The organism is Mediterraneibacter faecis (genome assembly GCF_055383675.1).
On sequence record NZ_AP043803.1, the window covers coordinates 2,485,939 to 2,507,326 of the forward strand.

Genomic DNA, 21,388 nt, shown 5'->3' on the forward strand with positions numbered 1-21,388 from the left:
TAAACCTTTCATGTCTATTCTTTTACCGCACCTGAAGTAATTCCATTTACAATAAATTTCTGTGCGAAAGTAAATATCAAGATACTTGGAATAGATATCAATACAAGAGCTGCATTATATCGTCCCAAATTTTGCGGAGTCATTCCATAAGCTCCCTTAAATGCATTCACTGCAACCGTTGTTGTATATGCCTTGTCTTTCGTAAGGAACATCAATGGGAAAAGGAAATCCTGGAAAGACCACATAATCTGCAATACAGCAAGGTTAATGATCGCTGGTTTTGCCAATGGTAAATAAATACTGAAAAAGCAACGCTGGATAGACGCACCATCAACATTTGCTGATTCCATCAACTCAGTCGGAAGTCCATCGAAGAAGTTTTTCATCATGAGTACTCCAAACGGAATTGTAATCAAACACTCCGAAAGAATAATTGCTAAATGTGTATTATACAAATGTGCAGTCTTATAAATATAGAAGAACGGTATAATCAAAATCGGTCCTGAAATTGCAAGACACATTAAAACCAGATTATAAATCACTTTTCTTCCCGCAAATTCAATTTTAGAAAATGCAAATCCTGAAAATGAACAGATCAGAACCAGTAATGCAGATGCAAATACAGCATTGATAATGGAATTCACAAAGTACTGGTAAAATGGAACACCATTTACTTCATTTGTAAGAACATACCAGTAGTTCTCTATTCCATGTACCTTTAAAGAGTCTTTCAACAAAGAATAAATAGGCACACACCACAAAGCTAACATTATGATAAGGAAGACGATCATTACTCTTCTGTTCGCTTTTGAAATTGCAAATAAATCTTGTTCGAGTTCATAGTCTTTTTCTTTTTTCTTTCTCATATCCAACACCTACCCATTCTTTGATGTCATCTTTAACTGAATAAATGAAATAATAAATGCAACAATTAATACAATAATCGCAGCTGCACAAACGAGCCCTATATTTGATCCCGCTGATCGTGTAGCACGATAAATATAGGTTCCGATAATCTCAGTGCTTCCGCCTGGACCTCCATCTGTCATCAAATAAACACGTTCCATTTCTCTAAATCCACCAAGAAGCATGGAAAGAATAATTGTTTTATGTGTATTTTTCAAAACAGGGAAAATAATCAATAATAACTGATCTTTCATACCTGCACCATCAATTGTAGCTGCTTCCAAAATACTTCTGCTGATTGTTGTCAAATCAGCTGTGTAATACATAATCGGAATACCTATCATAAAAATAGATACGGAACATACAGCTCCCATTGCTAGTTTTGGATCTGCAAGCCATCTCTGCGCAAGTGCACCAAGTCCAACTCCTCTTAAAATCTGATTCACAATACCATTCTTATACTCGAGCATTGATCCAAAAACTGTTGCCATCAATGCAATCGGAAGCATTGACGGAATAAAAAACAATGCATGGAAAAATCTTTTTCCTTTAATTTTGAAATTCAGTATGATTGATATAATAAATCCAAAAGTTAAACCACAAAAAATGTTAGCCGTTGATAAAATAAAAGTATTTAAAAGTGATATCCAAAAACTTTTATCTTTGAATATTGTTTGATAATTCGCTAAGCCGACAAATTCGGATCTGCGAAATGTTATCGTTACATCTCTAAAACTATTTAAAATTAGAAAATAAAAACTATATCCTAATAATCCTATGAAAATAACAATCAATGGAAGAAGAAATAAAAATCCCGCCTTGTTATTTCTTTTCGTCACCTTCAATTTTGTTTTTTTACTTGTCATGTTTATATCCTCAATTCCTGTAGAAAAAGGGACGATCAACTGCTTTACTTGTTTTTCATAACAGTCATGCAGCTGAAAGTCCCCTTTTTATATTAGCATCAGATTCTCAATTGTCTTACTGATTAATATTTTCCACTTGTCCATTCTTTCTGAAGATCTTTCAATGCACTCTCTGTAGTTGCAGATCCGTTAAGTACACTCTGTACTGCAGCACCTTCGATATCAGAATATCCTGAAACGTTATTTCTGTCAGCTGTAGCTGTATTAATCAAATCAACAACTGTATCCCATCCAGCCTTGGATTCATCTGTATCAAATAAAGAAGCATCTACTGTAAAATCCTTTTTAGCGGAAGTTCCTGTAAGCTGTTTTCCAAAGATGTCAGCTCCATCTCCTAATGTAAGGTAAGCAACAAACTTAGCTGCAGCTTCTTTCTTCTCTGAATAATCAACTACACCGATTCCGGAGTCGATATAGGAACGTACTGTAAGCTGTCCATTATCCTCTGCTGTCGGAAGAGCCATTGCTCCAACATTTTCAAGTTTGATTCCATTTCCTTCTCTTAATGTCTTAGATAATAATGGTGCTTCCCATGAACCCATATAGTAAACAAGAGCATCACCATTTGTAAATTCCTCTGTTGCACTTGCATAATCCAGGTCAAGAACGTCTGCTGAGAAGATTCCTTCATCAAAATATTTCTTTAATCCGTTGATTGCCTGTTTATATTCTTCACTGTCAACAGGAGCACCTTCATATCTCCACTTATTATAATAATCTCCCTGCTGGCCAAGAACTGTCAGCATCATCTCGTCTACAACCCAAGAGTCTTTTCCGGCAAATACACTTACATATTTGTCAGGATATTTAGCTTTAAATGCTTCTGCCACTGCTTTGTACTCTGCAAATGTCTTTGGAACTTCTGCTCCGATATCCTTTAACAGAGCTGCATTATAAAATCCTACCATCGAACCAGAATTTGTAAGCACAAGCATCTTTGTGTCTCCACTTGTCAGCTGATTTCCCTGCTCAAGACATTTTTCTGAATAAGCATCTTTCCAATCTGCACCAACAACATCTGGCATTAATTCATCCAGATTTGCTAGATAATCCTGAACTTCTTCTGCAAATGCTGATGGCTGAACTCCAATAACATCAATATCTTCCTCTGTACTTAATGCAAGCGGGACTTTCTCCTGGAAAGCTTTGCTTTCCATTACTGTCATATTTATCTTAATATTAGGATTCTCTTTTTCAAACGCATCAACTGTTTCTTGAATCTGATCTTTACTTGGGAACCATGTCCAATAATTTAATGTGATCTGCTCACTATCTGAACCACTTTCTTTCTTCTCTCCTGTAGATCCACATCCTGCAAGCATACCAACTGTCATTGCTGTAGCTACCGTCATAGCTAATATTTTTTTTGCTTTCATATACATCCTCCTGTTATTAAATGGTTTCTGTTTTCCAAAAGTGAACCGGTTCATTTTTTTGTTAAATAACAACTGTTAAATTAATAATATATTTATATATTTGTTTTGTCAATCACTTTTTGTTTATTTTGTCGTGTTATACAATTTTCATTTCCTTTTTTAGTGCAATTTGCACAGTTTTAACCGTAAAGAATTCTTAAAAAACGCACTAATAACATTTATCTTTCTTGTCATAAATGCCTCCTTCCTAATAAATAAACCGGTTTATTTATTTCAAATATAACAAATAGAATTTCTGCTAATCAAATCATTGAACCGCTTCCAAATCCTCCCCTAAATAACACTTTCTCAATATAAAGTCAAAAAAATCTCCCCTCACACCGAATGAAATCTAATTGATTCCATCAGATATGAGGGGAGATTCTATTTTTCTAATTCACTTGTCAGTGTACTTCCAAAGAAGCTTCTATGTATAATCTACTAACAACTATAATTAAGCGTTCTTCTTGGCAATTGCTGCCTGTGCTGCTGCAAGACGAGCAATCGGTACACGGAATGGTGAGCAGGATACATAGTCAAGTCCGATGCTGTCGCAGAACTCTACAGAGCTTGGATCTCCACCGTGCTCTCCACAGATACCTACATGCAGGTTTGGATTAACCGGTTTTCCGAGTTCGATAGCCATCTTCATGAGCTTGCCAACACCAACCTGATCCAGTTTTGCAAATGGATCGTTCTCGAAGATCTTAGCATCATAGTAAGCATCGAGGAACTTACCAGCGTCATCACGGGAGAATCCGTATGTCATCTGTGTAAGGTCGTTTGTTCCGAAGCAGAAGAAGTCAGCTTCTTTTGCGATATCGTCAGCTGTAAGAGCAGCTCTTGGGATCTCGATCATTGTACCAACCTCGTACTCAAGGTCGCTTCCAGCTGCTGCGATCTCAGCGTCAGCTGTCTCTACAACGAATTTCTTAACGTATTTGAGCTCTTTGATATCTCCAACGAGTGGGATCATAATCTCAGGTTTTACGTTCCAATCCGGATGAGCTTTCTTTACATTGATTGCTGCACGGATAACAGCGCTTGTCTGCATCTTAGCAATCTCTGGGTATGTAACTGCAAGACGGCATCCACGGTGTCCCATCATTGGGTTGAACTCGTGCAGGCTGTCGATAATAGCTTTGATCTGGTCAACTGTTTTGCCCTGAGCATCAGCCAGTTTCTTGATGTCCTCTTCCTCTGTAGGAACGAACTCATGAAGCGGTGGATCAAGGAAACGAATTGTAACCGGGTTACCTTCAAGAGCTTCGTAAAGTTTCTCGAAGTCTCCCTGCTGCTCTGGAAGAATCTTAGCAAGTGCTGCTTCTCTTTCTTCTACTGTCTCTGCACAGATCATCTCACGGAATGCGTCGATTCTGTTGCCTTCGAAGAACATATGCTCTGTACGGCAAAGTCCGATACCTTCTGCACCAAGCTCACGAGCTTTCTTAGCGTCAGCCGGTGTATCAGCGTTTGTACGAACCTTCATAGTTCTGTACTTGTCAGCCCATCCCATGATTCTTCCGAACTCACCAGCGATTGTAGCGTCTACAGTCGGGATGATTCCGTCATAGATAGCACCTGTGGATCCATCAAGTGAGATTGCATCTCCCTCGTGGAATTCTTTTCCACCAAGTGTAAATTTCTTATTAGCTTCGTCCATTGTGATGTCACCACAACCAGATACGCAGCATGTTCCCATTCCACGAGCAACTACAGCTGCGTGAGATGTCATACCACCACGAACTGTCAGGATACCCTGAGCAGACTTCATACCTGTGATATCTTCTGGTGATGTCTCAAGACGAACAAGGATAACTTTCTCTCCTCTTGCAGCCCACTCTACAGCGTCATCAGCTGTGAATACGATCTTACCACAAGCAGCTCCTGGTGATGCTCCAAGTGCTTTTGCCATTGGTGTAGCAGCTTTCAGAGCTTTCGCATCGAACTGTGGGTGAAGCAGGGAATCAAGGTTACGAGGGTCGATCATTGCAACAGCCTCTTCCTCTGTTCTCATTCCTTCATCTACAAGGTCGCAGGCAATCTTAAGAGCTGCCTGAGCTGTTCTCTTACCATTACGTGTCTGAAGCATGTACAGTTTACCGTGCTCTACAGTGAATTCCATGTCCTGCATATCTCTGTAGTGAGTCTCCAGAGTCTTGCATACATCTTTGAACTGTGCGAATGCTTCTGGGAACTTCTGCTCCATCTCGGAAATGTGCATAGGTGTACGAACACCGGCAACAACGTCCTCTCCCTGAGCGTTTGTCAGGAACTCTCCGAACAGACCATTCTCTCCTGTAGCAGGGTCACGTGTGAAAGCAACACCTGTACCACAGTCATCTCCCATATTACCAAATGCCATCATCTGTACGTTGACAGCTGTTCCCCATGAATAAGGGATGTCATTGTCACGGCGGTATACGTTAGCTCTTGGGTTATCCCATGAACGGAATACAGCCTTAACAGCTTCCATAAGCTGTACCTTAGGATCTGTAGGGAAGTCCTCACCGATCTTCTCTTTGTACTCAGCCTTGAACTGCTCTGCAAGTTTCTTAAGATCATCAGCGTCAAGATCTACATCCTGTTTAACACCTTTCTCTTCTTTCATCTTGTCGATCAGTTCCTCGAAGTATTTCTTACCAACTTCCATAACTACATCGGAGAACATCTGGATGAATCTTCTGTAGCAGTCCCAAGCCCAACGTGGGTTGCCTGAAGCTTTTGCCAGTGTCTCAACAACCTCTTCGTTAAGTCCAAGGTTAAGAATTGTATCCATCATACCAGGCATAGAAGCTCTAGCTCCTGAACGTACGGAAACGAGAAGCGGGTTCTCTTTATCTCCGAATTTCTTACCTGTAATTCCTTCCATCTTATCGATAGCTTCCATGATCTGAGCCATAATCTCATCGTTGATCTGTCTGCCATCCTCATAGTACTGCGTACAAGCCTCTGTTGTTACTGTGAATCCCTGTGGTACAGGAAGACCCAGATTTGTCATCTCTGCCAGGTTTGCGCCTTTTCCACCGAGAAGGTTTCTCATATCTGCGTTACCTTCAGTGAACATATAAACCCATTTTGCCATGATCAATGACCTCCTAAAATAATTTTTACAAATAAAATAATTTTATTTCGCATATAATATTTTAATGGTTTTATACTTATGAGTCAAGTCTTTTGTTCGTAATTATATACAATTTTTACAAATGCTTTTTGTATACTTTTCATATTGGTTAACCTATCTTTCACAAATTGTAAACACATCGTCCATCAGGCTGTCATTTTGCATATTTGCATTAATCTCCATGTAATGTACAACATGCACAAAAAAATAGTTGTCCATGCTTTATAAGAACTTGGAAACAACTATTTTTTTGTGATTAATATACAATTTTCTGCCCTTATCTCATTTCTTCAATAAATGCCTTATATCCCTTATAAGCTTCATACACATCTGCCTTGCTTGTCACTTCCCACGGCGCATGCATACTCAACACTGCGACACCGCTGTCGATGACTTCCATGCCATAATTTGCCATAATGTAAGCAATTGTTCCACCACCGCCGGCATCTACTTTTCCAAGTTCTGCGAACTGGTATGCAACACTCTGCGCATCCATTGCATTTCTGATCTTTGCAAGATATTCTGCATTTGCGTCATTAGAACCGCTCTTTCCGCGAGCACCTGTAAACTTGTTGAATACAAGTCCTTTTCCAAAGAATGCAGAACTGCGTTTTTCGAATACTTCAGCATACATCGGATCATAAGCTGCGCTCACATCAGAAGAAAGCATTCTGGAATTCATCAGCGCTCTTCTGACTTTCAGGTCAGACTCCCCTTCTGTCAGTGCCACAAGTTCTGCAACTGTATTTTCAAAGAAACGAGAATGCATTCCGGTCGCGCCAACACTTCCGATTTCCTCTTTATCTACAAGAATACAGCATGCTGTGTGCTCTACTTCTTCCACATCGAGCATTGCAAAGAGGGATGTGAATGCACACACACGATCATCTTGTCCGTAAGCAAGCACCATACTGCGATCCAATCCACAGTCACGAGCCTTTCCTGCCGGAACAATTTCAAGCTCTGCGGAGAGGAAATCCTCTTCCTCCATGTCATAATATTGTTTCAGAAGATTGATTACATTTGCTTTTACAGCCTCTTTTTCCTTTTCTTCTAATGTTTCATCCTGCTCAATCGGGCGGCTTCCGATCAGAAGATCAAGCTTCTCTCCTTCTACAACCGTTGCAGCCTTTTTCTCCATCTGTTTCGACGCGAGATGGATCAGCAGATCCGTGATAACAAAGACCGGATCATCTTCTTTTTCACCGATACTTACCTGAACTGTTGTGCCATCTTTCTTTGCAATCACTCCATGAAGGGCAAGTGGAAGTGTCACCCACTGATATTTCTTGATTCCACCATAATAATGTGTATCAAGATAAGCAAACTCTTCATTTTCATACAAAGGATTCTGCTTTACGTCAATGCGCGGGGAATCGATATGAGCTCCAAGAATATTCATACCTTCTGTCAGCGGTTTTGTACCCATATGAAACAGCGCAATTGTTTTGTTCATACACACGGCATACAGTTTATCTCCGGCTTTCACTTCTTCTCCATTTTTAATGATATCTCTGATATCCTTATATCCCTCTGCTTTTGCCTTTTCAACTGCCAGTGCAACACACTCGCGCTCTGTCTTGCCGGCATCAAGGCAGTTCTTGTATTCTGTATTCACCTGTTCTAATCTGTCCAGCTCTTCCTTACTGTAAGTTGTCCATGCATTTTTTCTGTCCATGTCATTCTCCTCCTGTTCTATCGTTACTATTCACACGATGTGCGACCAGCAACGCATCTCGCCATTTTAAATCGCCTTTGGCGATGGGGCGAGATGCATTCAAGTCAAGACACGCATCCTCCGTGTCAATCAGCGGAGTGATTGACACGGGAGTGAACAGTAACATTCTATCTTCCATGCTATTTCAAAAAATCTATAAAGAAACAGCCCAAACTGAATCCACAAGCTTACCTGTGAACTACAGTCCGGGCTTTTCTTATTTATCTTACCACTCGAATTTCTTCTCGAAGTATGCTTTCAGATCTTCAATCTTAACTCTTTCCTGTTCCATTGTATCACGGTCACGTACTGTAACAGCTCCGTCTTCCTCAGAATCGAAGTCATATGTTACACAGAATGGAGTACCGATCTCGTCCTGACGACGGTAACGTTTTCCGATATTTCCACGATCATCGAACTCACAGTTGTAGTACTTGGATAACTCTGCAAATACTTTCTCTGCGCCTTCGTTCAGTTTCTTGGAAAGTGGGAGCACACCGATCTTAACCGGAGCCAGTGCCGGATGGAAATGAAGTACAGTTCTCATATCCGGTTTCTCTTCTGTTCCGATATTCTCCTCATCATATGCACTGCAAAGGAATGCAAGTACAACACGGTCAGCACCAAGTGATGGCTCGATAACGTATGGAATGTATTTCTCCTTTGTCTCATCATCAAAGTATGTCATATCCTGTCCGGATACATTCTGATGCTGAGTCAGGTCATAATCCGTACGGTCAGCGATTCCCCACAGCTCACCCCATCCGAATGGGAAAAGGAACTCAACGTCTGTAGTAGCCTTACTGTAGAAGGAAAGCTCTTCCTGATCATGGTCACGGTAACGTACTTCCTCATCTTTCAGTCCAAGAGATGACAGCCAGTTCAGGCAGAAGCTCTTCCAGTAATCAAACCACTCAAGGTCTGTGTCTGGTTTGCAGAAGAACTCAAGCTCCATCTGCTCGAACTCTCTTGTACGGAATGTAAAGTTACCCGGTGTGATCTCGTTACGGAAAGACTTACCGATCTGTCCGATACCGAATGGAAGTTTCTTTCTGGATGTACGCTGTACATTCTTGAAGTTTACAAAGATACCCTGTGCTGTCTCAGGACGAAGGTATACTGTGTTCTTCGCATCCTCTGTAACACCCTGGAATGTCTTGAACATCAGGTTGAACTGACGGATATCTGTAAAATCATGCTTTCCACAAGTCGGACATGGAATGTTATTATCCTCGATAAATGCTGCCATCTGCTCCTGTGTCCATCCGTCTACAGAGCTCTCAAGCTCGATTCCATTCTCTGCTGCATAATCTTCAATAATCTTATCTGCACGGAAACGCTCATGACACTGTTTACAGTCCATCAGCGGATCACTGAATCCTCCAAGATGTCCGGAAGCAACCCATGTCTGTGGGTTCATAAGGATTGCACAGTCAACTCCAACGTTGTATGGATTCTCCTGAATGAACTTCTTCCACCATGCTCTCTTCACATTATTCTTAAGTTCAACACCAAGATTACCATAATCCCATGTGTTGGCAAGTCCGCCGTAGATCTCAGAACCCGGATATACGAATCCTCTTGACTTTGCGAGTGCTACGATCTTGTCCATTGTCTTTTCAACCATTGTATGTTCCTCACATTCTTTTTTATCATTTACATTATTTATATACCTTATGCACTTTGGTCAGTATTTTCAGAGAAGTTATCCACATTTTCTTAAGAAAATATTCACCTTGCACATCAATGTTACTTATTATAACTACTAATGCCTTATTTTTCAAGCTGTTTTAAGTACTTCTCTTTATGTTTCCGCTTATATTCATACATAACTTCATCCGCTCTTTGCAGAATCTCTTCGGTAGAAACTATATCATGTCTTTCAGGGAGTTCTGTAATACCGTAACTGAAGCTCTTCGGATAGTCATTGTCTTCCTCCTTACAGAATACTTCATACACATGCTCAAATTTCTTCTTCATAATTTCTTTCGAACAATTCAGGAGCACAATACAGAATTCATCACCGCCAAGACGCACAAAGAGATCTCCCGGCCGAATGTTTGCTTTCACTATATCGACAAAATGTTTCAGATACTGATCTCCTTCCTGATGTCCAAAATAGTCATTCACATATTTCAAATGATCAAGATCACAATAACAAAAGACAATCTTCTTTCCTGTAGCAAGCATCGTCTCCGCCCGTTCATGGAACAGATGACGATTTCCAATCCCTGTAAGTTTGTCTCTGTAAGCCTCTTCTTCAAGTTCCTCTTCTCGTTCTTTCAACTGCTTTGTCATTGTATTAAATGCTTCTGAAAATTCTCCCAGATAAGAAACACTCTGAGAATAATCCCCTTTCGCCACCTGCTTTGCCTGCCAGGTGAGATGGTTCAGATTCGCATGGATATTCTTCAGATTCTCACAGAGGAAATTATCTCGCCCCGGTGCTTCAATTGACAGATTTCCCTTTGAAATCTCCGCCGAATAATGCTTCATTTCTTTCACTGCTTTATCCAAATATTGAAGTCCCATTCCAAGTTTCAAAAAAGGTTCGTCCAGCTGTTCAAGATCCAACTTTGCATTCTCGGAATCATATATAATATCCCTCAGATATTCAAATAATATCTCACAGTTTTTCTCTTCCATAACTAACTGTCACCTTCTCTTACATCTGCCTGGAAACGGCAGACACGGCCTCCTGTAGCCCAGCAGTCCGTTTCCACTGCTACATATTCCTTTCCAGAGTATAAAGATAAAATTCCGGAAATAAATCCTTCATCATAATTGCAGACAGTCTCACCAAGCACCGGAAGCCCCGAACAGTCCGCATCTTCCGAGACGGTCAGAATGATCTGCCCGCTCTCCTCGTCTACTGATTCAATACGGAGTACTCCAATCTTCATTTCTGCCATCTTCTTCTGGAGTTCACCCACAAACTGATCCAGCGGCTGATTCAGATTCAGCATCTTACGTGCAAAAAATTCTCCCGCTTTCCTTCCCGCATTCCGGAAAATCTCAACCTGTTCTGCTCTTCCGTAACGTACCGCAAGCTCGTCTTTTATAGAATATTCCAATAGCCGATATACAATCACAGGGAGTTCTCCTCCAAGATTCCCCCTGCTGTTCTCATCATATTCAAGGTAGTCTTCGAAAGAAATCGGTTTCTTCTCCTTCATAAAAATGTTCTCGTCCATCATTTTTCTCTTTTCTTTCCTCTGCTACTATTACATTTACAACAAAATGCACTCGTTTCACACTGTCATGTAACAGGTGATATAACCGTAGTATAGCATGATTTTTTTCATGATTCAACAATTGCATAATGTCTTAAATGTTGTTGAGAATTTTTAAATAATACCCCAAATATCACAGCAATGTCTGCAGTATCTCCAGAGACTTGAACTCCTTATCTACATACATCTTCATCAACCGTCCCATCACACGTCCAAACTTCTCCAACACTTCCGGCTTCACGTTAAATGTATATAATTTCTCAATTGTACTGGATTCAATATACTGCATCGTATACAGCGTAGAACCGTCAAGAAACATTCCGTCTCTCACTTCTCCGTCACATTCATTACACACAAGTCCGCCCTTCGCCGCGCTGAACACTGCCGGCCTCGTCCGGTCGCCACACTGTACACACTGGAACACCTGCGGTCCCTGTCCGTTGATTGTCAGCACTTTCAACTCGAAAATGTAACGGATCAACTGATTCGGAAGATGTGGATTTGTCAGCGCACGCATCGTCTGATAAAGTAATTTTAAAAGTTCCCGCTCATCATTTCGTTCCCTCGCATAGTAATTCGCAACCTCAAGGAAATAAAAGCCATAATATGCACCTACCACATCTGCTCTCAATTCTGAAAAATAATTTGATACATTTACAGACTGAATTGTGTAAGAAGAACGACCTTCATACATCATGAATTCACCGAAAGTAAATGGATTCACCGCTCCCACTAGAGGACTGTTTGGTCTTCTTGATCCCTTTGCAAAGGCTGAGATCTTCCCCTGTTCTTTTGTAAGTATGACAACTCTGCGGTCGTACTCGCCCACCGGTGCGACAGAAAGCACCATTCCTGTCAAAACGATCTGATTCACGATGAAAGTCACCTTCTTTCTGCTATATTTGTAAAGATGTTGGAGACAAAACCCACAACTACGATGCCTGCGGATGCTTCGTGCAACGCATTTCCAATATCTTCTAATATATCCGATTTCGCGTGTAAATACAAGGAGATGTTCTAGGAGGGATTTTTTTGGATATGAGTTTTGCTGGATGTTTGACACATGTTAAGATTTTGGAAAACCAGACCAAGAGAAACTTGCTATAAATCATCTATTTAACCTTGATTCCCTGAATCTGCTTTTCAATTATTCCCATATCATATTCTTCAGCGTATTAGCGACTTACATCGCTAGATATGCTAAAAAGCGGCAGCCACCAACCTCTCAGTCAGCAGCTGCCGCTCTCATCATTCTCTTTTTATTCTTTATCTTCAAAGGCTTCTTTCATCTTATCCATGAATCCTTTTTTCTTGCCTTTTTTCTCTGATTTCTCAGATTTTGTAGCAAGATTGTCATGCTGATGAAGTGTATTTCCACTGAGCTCATCGAATTTTCTCAGAGCCTCTTTCGCCTCTGCACTTAATCTCTCCGGTGTCTGGATCACTAATGTTACATAATGATCTCCTCTTACCTGAGTATTTCTAAGGGATGGAACTCCCTTTCCTTTCAGACGTACTTTTGTATCTGTCTTTGTTCCCGGTTTTACTGTGTAGAGAACGTCTCCGTCTACAGTTGGAATCTTCACATCGCCACCGAGTGTAGCCACTGCGAAGGAAATCGCAACGGTTGAGAAGATATGCATATCCTGTCTCTGGAAGATTGGATGTCTGGATACGTTAACCTCAACGAGGAGATCTCCTCTCGGTCCTCCATTAACTCCCGGTTCTCCTTTTTCACGGATGCGTACGCTCTGTCCGTTATCAATACCTGCCGGAATCGTAACTTTGATCTTCTTTCTGCTGGATGTATATCCTGTACCTGCACATTTCGGACATTTCTCTTTCACGATCTTACCGGAACCACCGCAGTTCGGACATGTTTGTACATTCTGTACGGTTCCAAAGAAGGACTGGGATGTATATACGACCTGACCTTTACCACCGCACTTTGGACATGTCTCCGGTGATGTTCCAGGCTTTGCACCTGTGCCGTGACAGTCTTCGCAAGGATCTTTCAGTACAAGATCCAGTTCTTTCTCGCATCCGAAGACAGCTTCCTCGAATGTGATGCGGATGCTCTTTCTGATATTAGCCCCTTTCATAGGACCATTGCTTGCGCCGCCTCTTCTGGAGCCACCGAACATATCTCCGAAGATATCTCCGAAAATGTCGCTGAAATCTGCTCCATTGAAGTTAAATCCGCCACCGAATCCACCTGCTCCGCCGCCGGCACCGCCATCAAATGCAGCGTGGCCGAACTGATCATACTGACGACGTTTGTCAGCGTCACTCAGAACGGCATAGGCTTCGGAAGCCTCTTTGAACTTTATTTCTGCTTCTTTATCCCCTGGATTCATATCTGGATGGTACTTCTTCGCAAGCTGGCGGTATGCTTTCTTGATTGTAGCATCATCTGCATCTTTGCTTACGCCGAGCACCTCATAATAATCTCTCTTTGCCTCTGCCATAACACAAATACTAACCTTTCTGTATCTCTTTCTTAACCTCAAGAAATTCTACGAAGCTACAAAGCTCCGTAGAATTTCTCTTCATGCTTCATTTATCTGATGCCCTGCTGCCTGTTTCTCTTCTGTCTTACCGGCATCTTTTCTATATTTTAGACTTCTTTGTAATCTCCGTCTACAACATCATCACCCTGGAAACCATCCGGAGCCGGACCAGCTTCTGGTGTAGGACCAGCCTGTGCACCTGCACCTGCTGCAGCACCTGCCTGCTCATACATCTTTGTGAACAGTTTCTGTGCGCTCTCCATCAGTTTTTCCTTCGCAGCTTTGATCTCTGCTACCTGCTCTTCTGTTGTGTTCTCCGGAGCAGATTTTGCAAGGATATCTTTCAGTGCCTGAACGTCAGCCTCTACAGCTGCCTTCTCTGTAGCATCGACTTTGTCGCCAACCTCTTTGATTGCCTTCTCTGTCTGGAATACCATAGCGTCTGCTTCGTTTCTTGTATCGATTGCTTCTTTACGTTTCTTATCCTGAGCCTCGAATTCAGCTGCTTCTTTTACAGCTTTATCGATATCGTCATCAGACATATTAGAACCTGCTGTGATTGTAATATGCTGCTCTTTACCTGTTCCAAGATCCTTAGCAGATACATTTACGATACCATTTGCATCGATATCGAATGTAACTTCGATCTGCGGGATTCCACGTGGAGCCGGCGGGATTCCATCAAGTCTGAACTGTCCGAGGGACTTGTTGTCTCTTGCGAACTGTCTCTCACCCTGTACAACGTTGATATCTACAGCTGTCTGGTTATCTGCTGCTGTTGAGAAGATCTGGCTCTTCTTTGTCGGGATTGTTGTATTTCTCTCGATCAGTCTTGTAGCTACACCACCCATTGTCTCGATAGACAGTGACAGTGGAGTTACATCAAGAAGAAGGATGTCTCCTGCGCCTGCATCTCCTGCAAGTTTACCACCCTGTACGGAAGCACCAAGTGCTACACACTCATCTGGGTTAAGGGATTTGCTAGGCTCTTTGCCTGTCAGTCTCTTAACTTCTTCCTGAACAGCCGGAATACGTGTTGATCCACCAACGAGAAGTACCTGTCCAAGCTCGGAAGCTGTGATTCCTGCGTCAGAAAGTGCACGTCTTACCGGTTCCTGAGTTTTTTCTACGAGGTCTCTTGTCAGCTCGTCGAATTTAGCTCTTGTAAGGTTCATATCGAAATGCTTCGGTCCTTCAGCTGTTGCTGTGATGAACGGAAGGTTAATATTTGTTGTTGTTGCACTTGAAAGCTCTTTCTTTGCTTTCTCTGCAGCTTCTCTTAATCTCTGAAGAGCCATCTTATCTGCAGAAAGATCTACGCCTTCTTTTGCCTTGAAGTCTGCAAGCATGTAATCTGTGATCTTCTGGTCGAAGTCATCTCCACCAAGTCTGTTGTTACCGGCTGTTGAAAGTACTTCGATAACTCCATCACCAATCTCGATAACAGATACGTCGAATGTACCACCACCAAGGTCGTAAACCATAATCTTCTGCTCTTTCTCGTTGTCAAGACCATAAGCAAGTGCAGCTGCTGTAGGCTCGTTGATGATACGTTTTACATCAAGTCCTGCGATCTTACCTGCATCTTTTGTAGCCTGACGCTGAGCATCGTTGAAGTAAGCCGGAACTGTGATAACAGCTTCTGTTACTTTCTCACCAAGGTATCCTTCTGCGTCTGCTTTCAGTTTCTGAAGGATCATTGCAGAAATCTCCTGTGGAGAATATTTCTTATCGTCAATATCTACTTTATAATCTGTTCCCATCTCTCTTTTGATGGATGAGATTGTTCTTGCTGCGTTTGTTACAGCCTGACGTTTTGCAGGCTCACCTACAAGACGCTCTCCTGTCTTTGTAAATGCTACAACAGACGGTGTTGTTCTTGCGCCTTCTGTATTCGCGATAACTGTTGGCTGTCCACCTTCCATAACGGCTACACAGCTGTTTGTTGTACCAAGGTCAATACCAATAATTTTTCCCATGATAAATTTCCTCCTCTATCTAATCTCTGAATCTTGTTAAAAATCAAATTAGTTTGCTACTTTTACCATGCTGTGTCTTACAACACTCTCACGGTACATGTAACCTTTCTGGAATTCTTCTGCGATGATGTTCTCACCGAGCCCCTCATCTTCCACATGCATCACTGCGTTGTGGAAATCCGGATTGAATTCCTGACCAACTGCCTCGATTGGTTTTACTCCAACGGATTCCAGTGTAGTCATAAGCTGTTTGTAGATCTTCTCCATTCCTTCTACGAACGGAGCATTCTTCTCCTCCTCCGGTACGGAACCAAGTCCACGCTCGAAGTTGTCTACAACCGGAAGAATCTTTTCTATGATATCTTTCGCTCCGATCTCGTACATCTGGGATTTCTCCTTCTCAGATCTCTTGCGGAAGTTATCAAACTCTGCCATCTGACGAGTAACGCGGTCTGTGAGTTCCTCGATCTTCTCGTCTTTCTTGTCCTTCTTCTCTTTCTTTCCGAAGAACTTTTTCTTACCTTCTGATGCTGCTTCTGAATCTCCTTCAGTCTCAGTTGCTTCCTCTGTTGCTTCTTTCGCTTCAGCCTCAACTCCCTGGGCATCTTCTGTTTCTACTGTCTCTTCAGCTTCTGCCTGCTCTTTTGCAGCCTTTGCTTTTGCCTCTTCAACAGCTTCTTTTACCATATCTTCTTTGCTCATGTTCTCTGTCACCAGCTTTCTACCTTCCTATTATTACTCTTTGGGTTCTTTATTATAAATCGCATCCAACTCACTTTGCAGCGTTTTCAGCGTCTTCATGACATGTTCATAATCCATTCTCTTCGGACCGATGATTCCAATCGTTCCTTTCATACCTTCTCCCAGCTCATATGTGGCGGTAACAACACTGCAGTCTTTCATGGTCTTAACCGGAGTTTCATCTCCGATGTAAACCTGTATGCCGTTGTTCTCCTCACTTGCCAGTGTCTCTGTCACCAGATCTGCCAGCTGCTGTTTCTCTTCAAATGCACTGATGATCTCCTGTGCGCTCTGCTTATCACTAAGCTCCGGATATTTGAAAATATTCGTTGCGCCGCTTGTGTAGATCTCCATGTCATTATCTACATGAATGATCTCTGCCACTGCATCCAGTACATGACCGACAACCTCGCTGTGGATACCAGCCTGTTCTTTCAATCTGGCAATCAGACCTAATGTAATCTGATCAATGGATAATCCATTCAGTGTCGTGTTCAGAAGCATATTCAGCTTCAACAGATTCTCATTACTTAAGGTTTCTCCAACTTCAATGATCTTATTCTTGATCACATTACCACCAAGTACGATGACTGCTACGATCTGTTCTTCATCCACCTGTGATAGCTGAATGAACTTCAATGTGTTCCGGCTGTTGACCGGTGCGGAAACCATCGTCGCATAATTGGTGTTCGAAGCAAGAACCTTTGCTGCCTGCTGGAGTACCTTCTCGACCTTATCGGTCTTTTCAAGAAGTGCATCCTCTCGTCTGCTGATCTCCTGCTCCTTGTTCTCCATCAGAAGATCTACATAAAAGCGATATCCCTTATCTGATGGAATTCTTCCTGCCGATGTGTGTGGCTGGAAGATGTAACCAAGATCTTCCAGATCTGCCATCTCATTCCTTATCGTTGCGGAACTTAATTTCAAATCTGTGTATTTTGAAAGGGTTCGTGATCCGACCGGTTCGCCAGTCTCCAGATAATTCTGTATGATGGCTTTCAATATCGTAAGTTTTCTTTCACTTAATTCAGCTTCTACAGACATCTCTGTGTTCCCCTTTCTTCTCATCTTTGTTTGTTATTAGCACTCTTTGTTTTTGAGTGCTAACACCTTACAGATACTAAGATAGCACCTCGATTTCTGTTTGTCAACACTGATTGTTATTTTTATAAGTTTTTTATTTTCTTCTTATTTTATTAATAGGATGCTTTTTGGGGGAGGGAATGTGATTTTATAGAAATGTTGTTGACTTGGATTGTAATTTTGTGAATTCCGGGCAAGCTTATAGCCAAATCATAAGTTGACTTGAATTATGATACATAAAATCCAGGTCAAAGACAAGTTTATTTAACTTACACTAATTGACCTGGATTTTAAAACCTGCTATCTATACTATCCCCTGATCTGTCCGTTTCCGAAGATAATATACTTTGTTGTTGTCAATGCTTCGAGTCCCATCGGGCCTCTTGCATGAAGCTTCTGTGTGCTGATTCCGATCTCTGCACCGAATCCGAATTCGAATCCATCTGTAAATCTTGTTGATGCATTTACATAAACCGCTGCCGCATCGATCTCATCCTGGAATCTCAATGCATTGTCGTAATCCTTTGTAATAATGGATTCAGAATGTCCTGTATTGTATGTATTGATATGTGTGATTGCCTCATCGATGGAATCAACAATCTTTACAGAAATAATTGCATCCAGGTACTCTGTTCCCCAGTCTTCTTCTGTTGCCGGAATAATCTCTGAACTGATTGCCTGTGCTCTCTCATCTCCACGTATCTCTACACCATGTTCCTTCAGTCTTGTTACAATCTTCGGCAAAGCTGCATCTGCTATCTTGGAATGAATCACAAGTGATTCACATGCATTACACACACCAAGGCGCTGTGTCTTTGCATTTTCAATAATATCTGTTGCCATCTTAATGTCTGCTGTCTCATCAACATATACATGACAATTTCCGGTTCCTGTCTCAATTACCGGAACCGTACTGTTTGCGACAACATTTGCAATGAGTCCCGCTCCGCCTCTTGGGATCAGGACGTCGATCCAGCCATGCATCTTCATCATCTCATTTACAACTTCTCTGCTTGTATCTTCCACAAGAAGGATGAGATCCTGAGATAACTTCTCTTTGCGGAGTCCTTCCTTGATTACACGGGTAATTGCCCGATTGGAATGGATCGCATCACTTCCTCCGCGAAGAATTACCGCATTTCCAGTCTTGAAGCAAAGTCCGAATGCATCTGCTGTCACATTCGGTCTGGATTCATAGATAATTCCGACAACGCCAAGCGGTACGCGTTTCTTTCCGATACGAAGCCCGTTCGGTCTTGTCTTCATGCCAAGCACTTCTCCGATGGGATCATCAAGTGCTGCAATCTGACGCAGACCTTCTGCCATGTCTTCAATTCGCTGTTCCGTCAGTGCCAATCGATCAATCAAAGACTGCTTCACGCCTTTCGCTTTCGCAGCTTCAATATCCTTTGCATTCTCCTGTAAAATCAATTCTCTCTCTTCTACAAGTTCATTCGCTACTGCGAGAAGCCCTCTGTTCTTTGCCTTCGTTCCAAGCTTTGCTGCCTCACGGGATGCACTCTTTGCAAGTCTTCCAAGCATCTGCATATATGTCTCCATTTTATTGCTCCTTTCATCAGCCTGCCGTTAAATATCTCTATCAGTTTCCATTCAGGAATGCCTCGGCATTTCTGCAATCCTGCCAGAGGCTATGTCGAGAGTATACCACACACCTTTTCTTTTTTCTATATTATATCAGTATTTTGCTTTATCTTTTTCACGTATTAACGTATTAGTGCATTTCTGTGAAAACAAACATCAGATGTTTATTCCGATGTTTGTTTTCTTATTCTATAATATTTTTCATCCAGATATCTCTTAAGAATCCGCCATATTTTTCCTTCGTAAGCATCTTCTGATACCCCTGTTTCATGACATTTGATCTGCTGAAAACATTTTCCGGATGCACCGTACAAAGCAGGTAGCGATATCCCATCTGTCTCAAATCACCTTCCGCGTGCTGCATCATTTTATATTGTAAATAGTGCCCTCGAAACTCTGGTAATACAGCCGCCGTATCCATCATAGCACAAAGCTTCAGTTTCTCTTCCTCCATTCCAAGATCATATCCCAGATTATCCGGGTGAGCGCCCGGTAAAATTACGAAAAACATAGCTCCCGCCTTGCCCTCTTCATCAACAGCAAGATATAAAAGACCTCGTTCCTTCTTCATCCAGAAATCAAATTCTTCATACGTTTCTGCAACAAACCATTCCGGAACGTTCATCCCCTGGTCTACCTTATTCACAATTTCGTACGCTTCTCGTAAGCGCTCTCTTCCAACGCGAATTATCTTTATCATCAATAAATCTTCCTATTTTGTAATCACTTCTGTTCATTTATGTCTAATGCTTATACACTAAAATTATTTTTACAGTTCTTGTAGTCCTGCAAAAAACAATTCATAAGGGTCATCCTCTCCTGTAAGCACCGGTGAATTCTCTCCGCCACCATTCGTACTGCGCTTCATTGCGGCATAAAATTCATCTCCCGCCTGCACAATATCCATCGGATAAAGTTCATAACCCGTCTCACGACATACAGAGCAGAATCCTCCAAGAGGATCTTCTGCATCCCTTGTCTTTATGAACTGTTCTCTTAATTTATCATCATGTCTTGCTTTGCGCTGTAATTCATCTAAAGCTTCTACTGCGTTCATCTCTTTCTCCTCATTCTGCTCTGTTTTTCGTGGTATTTGTTTCAGCCTCACTTCCAATATGTGTTTAAGTATTCCTCTGTTTGCTCCTCTGTTAATTTATACTCTTTCCGAACATTATTAAACGTCTCTATTCTAGAAGCATTCAAATTTTGACACGTTCTAATAGTTGCTGCTATTCCTTGCTGAATTCCATCTTTCACTCCATCATCATACATTTCCTGTATTGCCTTACACATATCTACCATCTCCTCCTTCTGCTCTGTTTCACTTGGTATTTGTTTCATGTTCAAAAATGCTTTCATCGCCTGACTTGTTTCATAATCAACATTCTGAAAAAACTTTTTATTTTCATCAATATAGTGTTTCAGTTCTTCCTTACTGTCCCTATATCTTAGCATAGTTAATATCACTTGTAAATCATCCGAAAATTTTTCAACATCTTCCAATCGTTCTGCGTCTACAAGATTGATTTTATAATTGGGAAGATATTTCTCCAAAATTTCTTTCTCTTCTTTCGTTCCTTCCAACCGAAACATATCATACAGATCAACAGGTCCATCCCACGGTTCTGAACCATAATAAAAGACTAATGAAATAATCGGTATCAATCGATCTTTTTTTCGAAATCGCGACAGATATTCTCCTGCGGTAAGATGCTCTAACGACTGACCTGCTTTTTTATTCTGCTTTCGTCGGTCATTAAAGTTTTTCCAATTATTCCGAATCTGTGTTTCGTAATCCATTCCATCATAAAGCATTACCTTGTGCGGCATTGCATAATGAACCTTATCCTGTGATTCATTTGCAAGTAACACAAGTGTAGCCTGATTTCGCCATTTCATAATGATATCGCGGTATTTTTTCATGTTTTTTGTTTTCCCGGTCCGATTTTTCACACTGACAGATGAAACAGGATTCACTTCTTCCAAATCCTCTGGCAATATCACCTGCCTTCCACCATAAATCACACCATTAAATAAATTCGCAAATCTTTTCTTCTCACTTAGCCAGATATTCACATTAACATCTGCTTTTCCCATAGACGCTTCCTCCTGGTTTCTTATTCTTTTGTTATTTTGTAACTCATCAAAATGG

General features: G+C 41.5%; 17 protein-coding genes. All 17 read right to left on the reverse strand.

The features are described 5' to 3' along the window. Positions 1 to 14: 14 nt before the first annotated feature. The 17 genes from ACZ47Z_RS11670 to ACZ47Z_RS11750 all read right to left on the reverse strand — a co-directional run bounded on the left by ACZ47Z_RS11670 (position 15) and on the right by ACZ47Z_RS11750 (position 21,333). Positions 15 to 866 (reverse strand): carbohydrate ABC transporter permease, encoded by an 852-nt coding sequence (locus ACZ47Z_RS11670; protein WP_055161139.1) that lies wholly within the window; start codon positions 864 to 866, stop codon positions 15 to 17. A gap of 9 nt (positions 867 to 875) precedes the next feature. After that, a complete protein-coding gene (locus ACZ47Z_RS11675) occupies positions 876 to 1,772 on the reverse strand; it encodes a carbohydrate ABC transporter permease (RefSeq protein WP_055161136.1) in 897 nt (298 codons plus the stop codon). A 122-nt stretch (positions 1,773 to 1,894) separates the two neighbouring features. Beyond that, complete coding sequence (locus tag ACZ47Z_RS11680) at positions 1,895 to 3,208, reverse strand: ABC transporter substrate-binding protein (protein WP_054751764.1); 1,314 nt, start codon at positions 3,206 to 3,208, stop codon at positions 1,895 to 1,897. A gap of 493 nt (positions 3,209 to 3,701) precedes the next feature. Further along, a complete protein-coding gene (gene ppdK / locus ACZ47Z_RS11685; protein WP_155204070.1) occupies positions 3,702 to 6,332 on the reverse strand; it encodes a pyruvate, phosphate dikinase in 2,631 nt (876 codons plus the stop codon). Between the two features lie 316 nt (positions 6,333 to 6,648). Beyond that, a complete protein-coding gene (locus tag ACZ47Z_RS11690; RefSeq protein ID WP_054751762.1) occupies positions 6,649 to 8,049 on the reverse strand; it encodes an aminopeptidase in 1,401 nt (466 codons plus the stop codon). Between the two features lie 265 nt (positions 8,050 to 8,314). After that, the gene (locus tag ACZ47Z_RS11695; RefSeq protein WP_020436143.1) at positions 8,315 to 9,715 is read right to left on the reverse strand and encodes a glycine--tRNA ligase; all 1,401 of its coding nucleotides are present in this window, start codon (positions 9,713 to 9,715) and stop codon (positions 8,315 to 8,317) included. A 146-nt stretch (positions 9,716 to 9,861) separates the two neighbouring features. After that, positions 9,862 to 10,734 (reverse strand): sensor domain-containing diguanylate cyclase, encoded by an 873-nt coding sequence (locus ACZ47Z_RS11700; protein WP_418293905.1) that lies wholly within the window; start codon positions 10,732 to 10,734, stop codon positions 9,862 to 9,864. Between the two features lie 2 nt (positions 10,735 to 10,736). Further along, on the reverse strand, positions 10,737 to 11,264 hold the full coding sequence (locus tag ACZ47Z_RS11705) for a V4R domain-containing protein (RefSeq protein ID WP_070103538.1): 528 nt from the start codon (positions 11,262 to 11,264) through the stop codon (positions 10,737 to 10,739). A gap of 190 nt (positions 11,265 to 11,454) precedes the next feature. Then, a complete protein-coding gene (gene recO, locus ACZ47Z_RS11710) occupies positions 11,455 to 12,171 on the reverse strand; it encodes a DNA repair protein RecO (protein WP_055158474.1) in 717 nt (238 codons plus the stop codon). Between the two features lie 409 nt (positions 12,172 to 12,580). Continuing rightward, positions 12,581 to 13,789 carry a molecular chaperone DnaJ gene (gene dnaJ, locus ACZ47Z_RS11715; RefSeq protein ID WP_055145940.1) on the reverse strand — a complete coding sequence of 403 codons (1,209 nt, stop codon included), beginning with the start codon at positions 13,787 to 13,789 and terminating at the stop codon, positions 12,581 to 12,583. 149 nt (positions 13,790 to 13,938) lie between these two features. Next, entirely contained in the window at positions 13,939 to 15,810 is a 1,872-nt protein-coding gene (dnaK, locus tag ACZ47Z_RS11720) for a molecular chaperone DnaK (RefSeq protein ID WP_015528714.1), read from the reverse strand. Positions 15,811 to 15,858: 48 nt separating this feature from the next. Continuing rightward, a complete protein-coding gene (gene grpE / locus ACZ47Z_RS11725) occupies positions 15,859 to 16,512 on the reverse strand; it encodes a nucleotide exchange factor GrpE (protein WP_054751834.1) in 654 nt (217 codons plus the stop codon). A gap of 33 nt (positions 16,513 to 16,545) precedes the next feature. Further along, positions 16,546 to 17,595 carry a heat-inducible transcriptional repressor HrcA gene (hrcA, locus tag ACZ47Z_RS11730; protein ID WP_015528713.1) on the reverse strand — a complete coding sequence of 350 codons (1,050 nt, stop codon included), beginning with the start codon at positions 17,593 to 17,595 and terminating at the stop codon, positions 16,546 to 16,548. Between the two features lie 348 nt (positions 17,596 to 17,943). Next, on the reverse strand, positions 17,944 to 19,194 hold the full coding sequence (locus ACZ47Z_RS11735) for a glutamate-5-semialdehyde dehydrogenase (protein WP_020437003.1): 1,251 nt from the start codon (positions 19,192 to 19,194) through the stop codon (positions 17,944 to 17,946). A 226-nt stretch (positions 19,195 to 19,420) separates the two neighbouring features. Beyond that, on the reverse strand, positions 19,421 to 19,936 hold the full coding sequence (locus ACZ47Z_RS11740) for a GNAT family N-acetyltransferase (protein WP_020437002.1): 516 nt from the start codon (positions 19,934 to 19,936) through the stop codon (positions 19,421 to 19,423). A gap of 69 nt (positions 19,937 to 20,005) precedes the next feature. Then, on the reverse strand, positions 20,006 to 20,293 hold the full coding sequence (locus ACZ47Z_RS11745) for a hypothetical protein (protein WP_020437001.1): 288 nt from the start codon (positions 20,291 to 20,293) through the stop codon (positions 20,006 to 20,008). Positions 20,294 to 20,340: 47 nt separating this feature from the next. Beyond that, entirely contained in the window at positions 20,341 to 21,333 is a 993-nt protein-coding gene (locus ACZ47Z_RS11750; protein ID WP_020437000.1) for an Rpn family recombination-promoting nuclease/putative transposase, read from the reverse strand. Between the last annotated feature and the right edge of the window lie 55 nt (positions 21,334 to 21,388).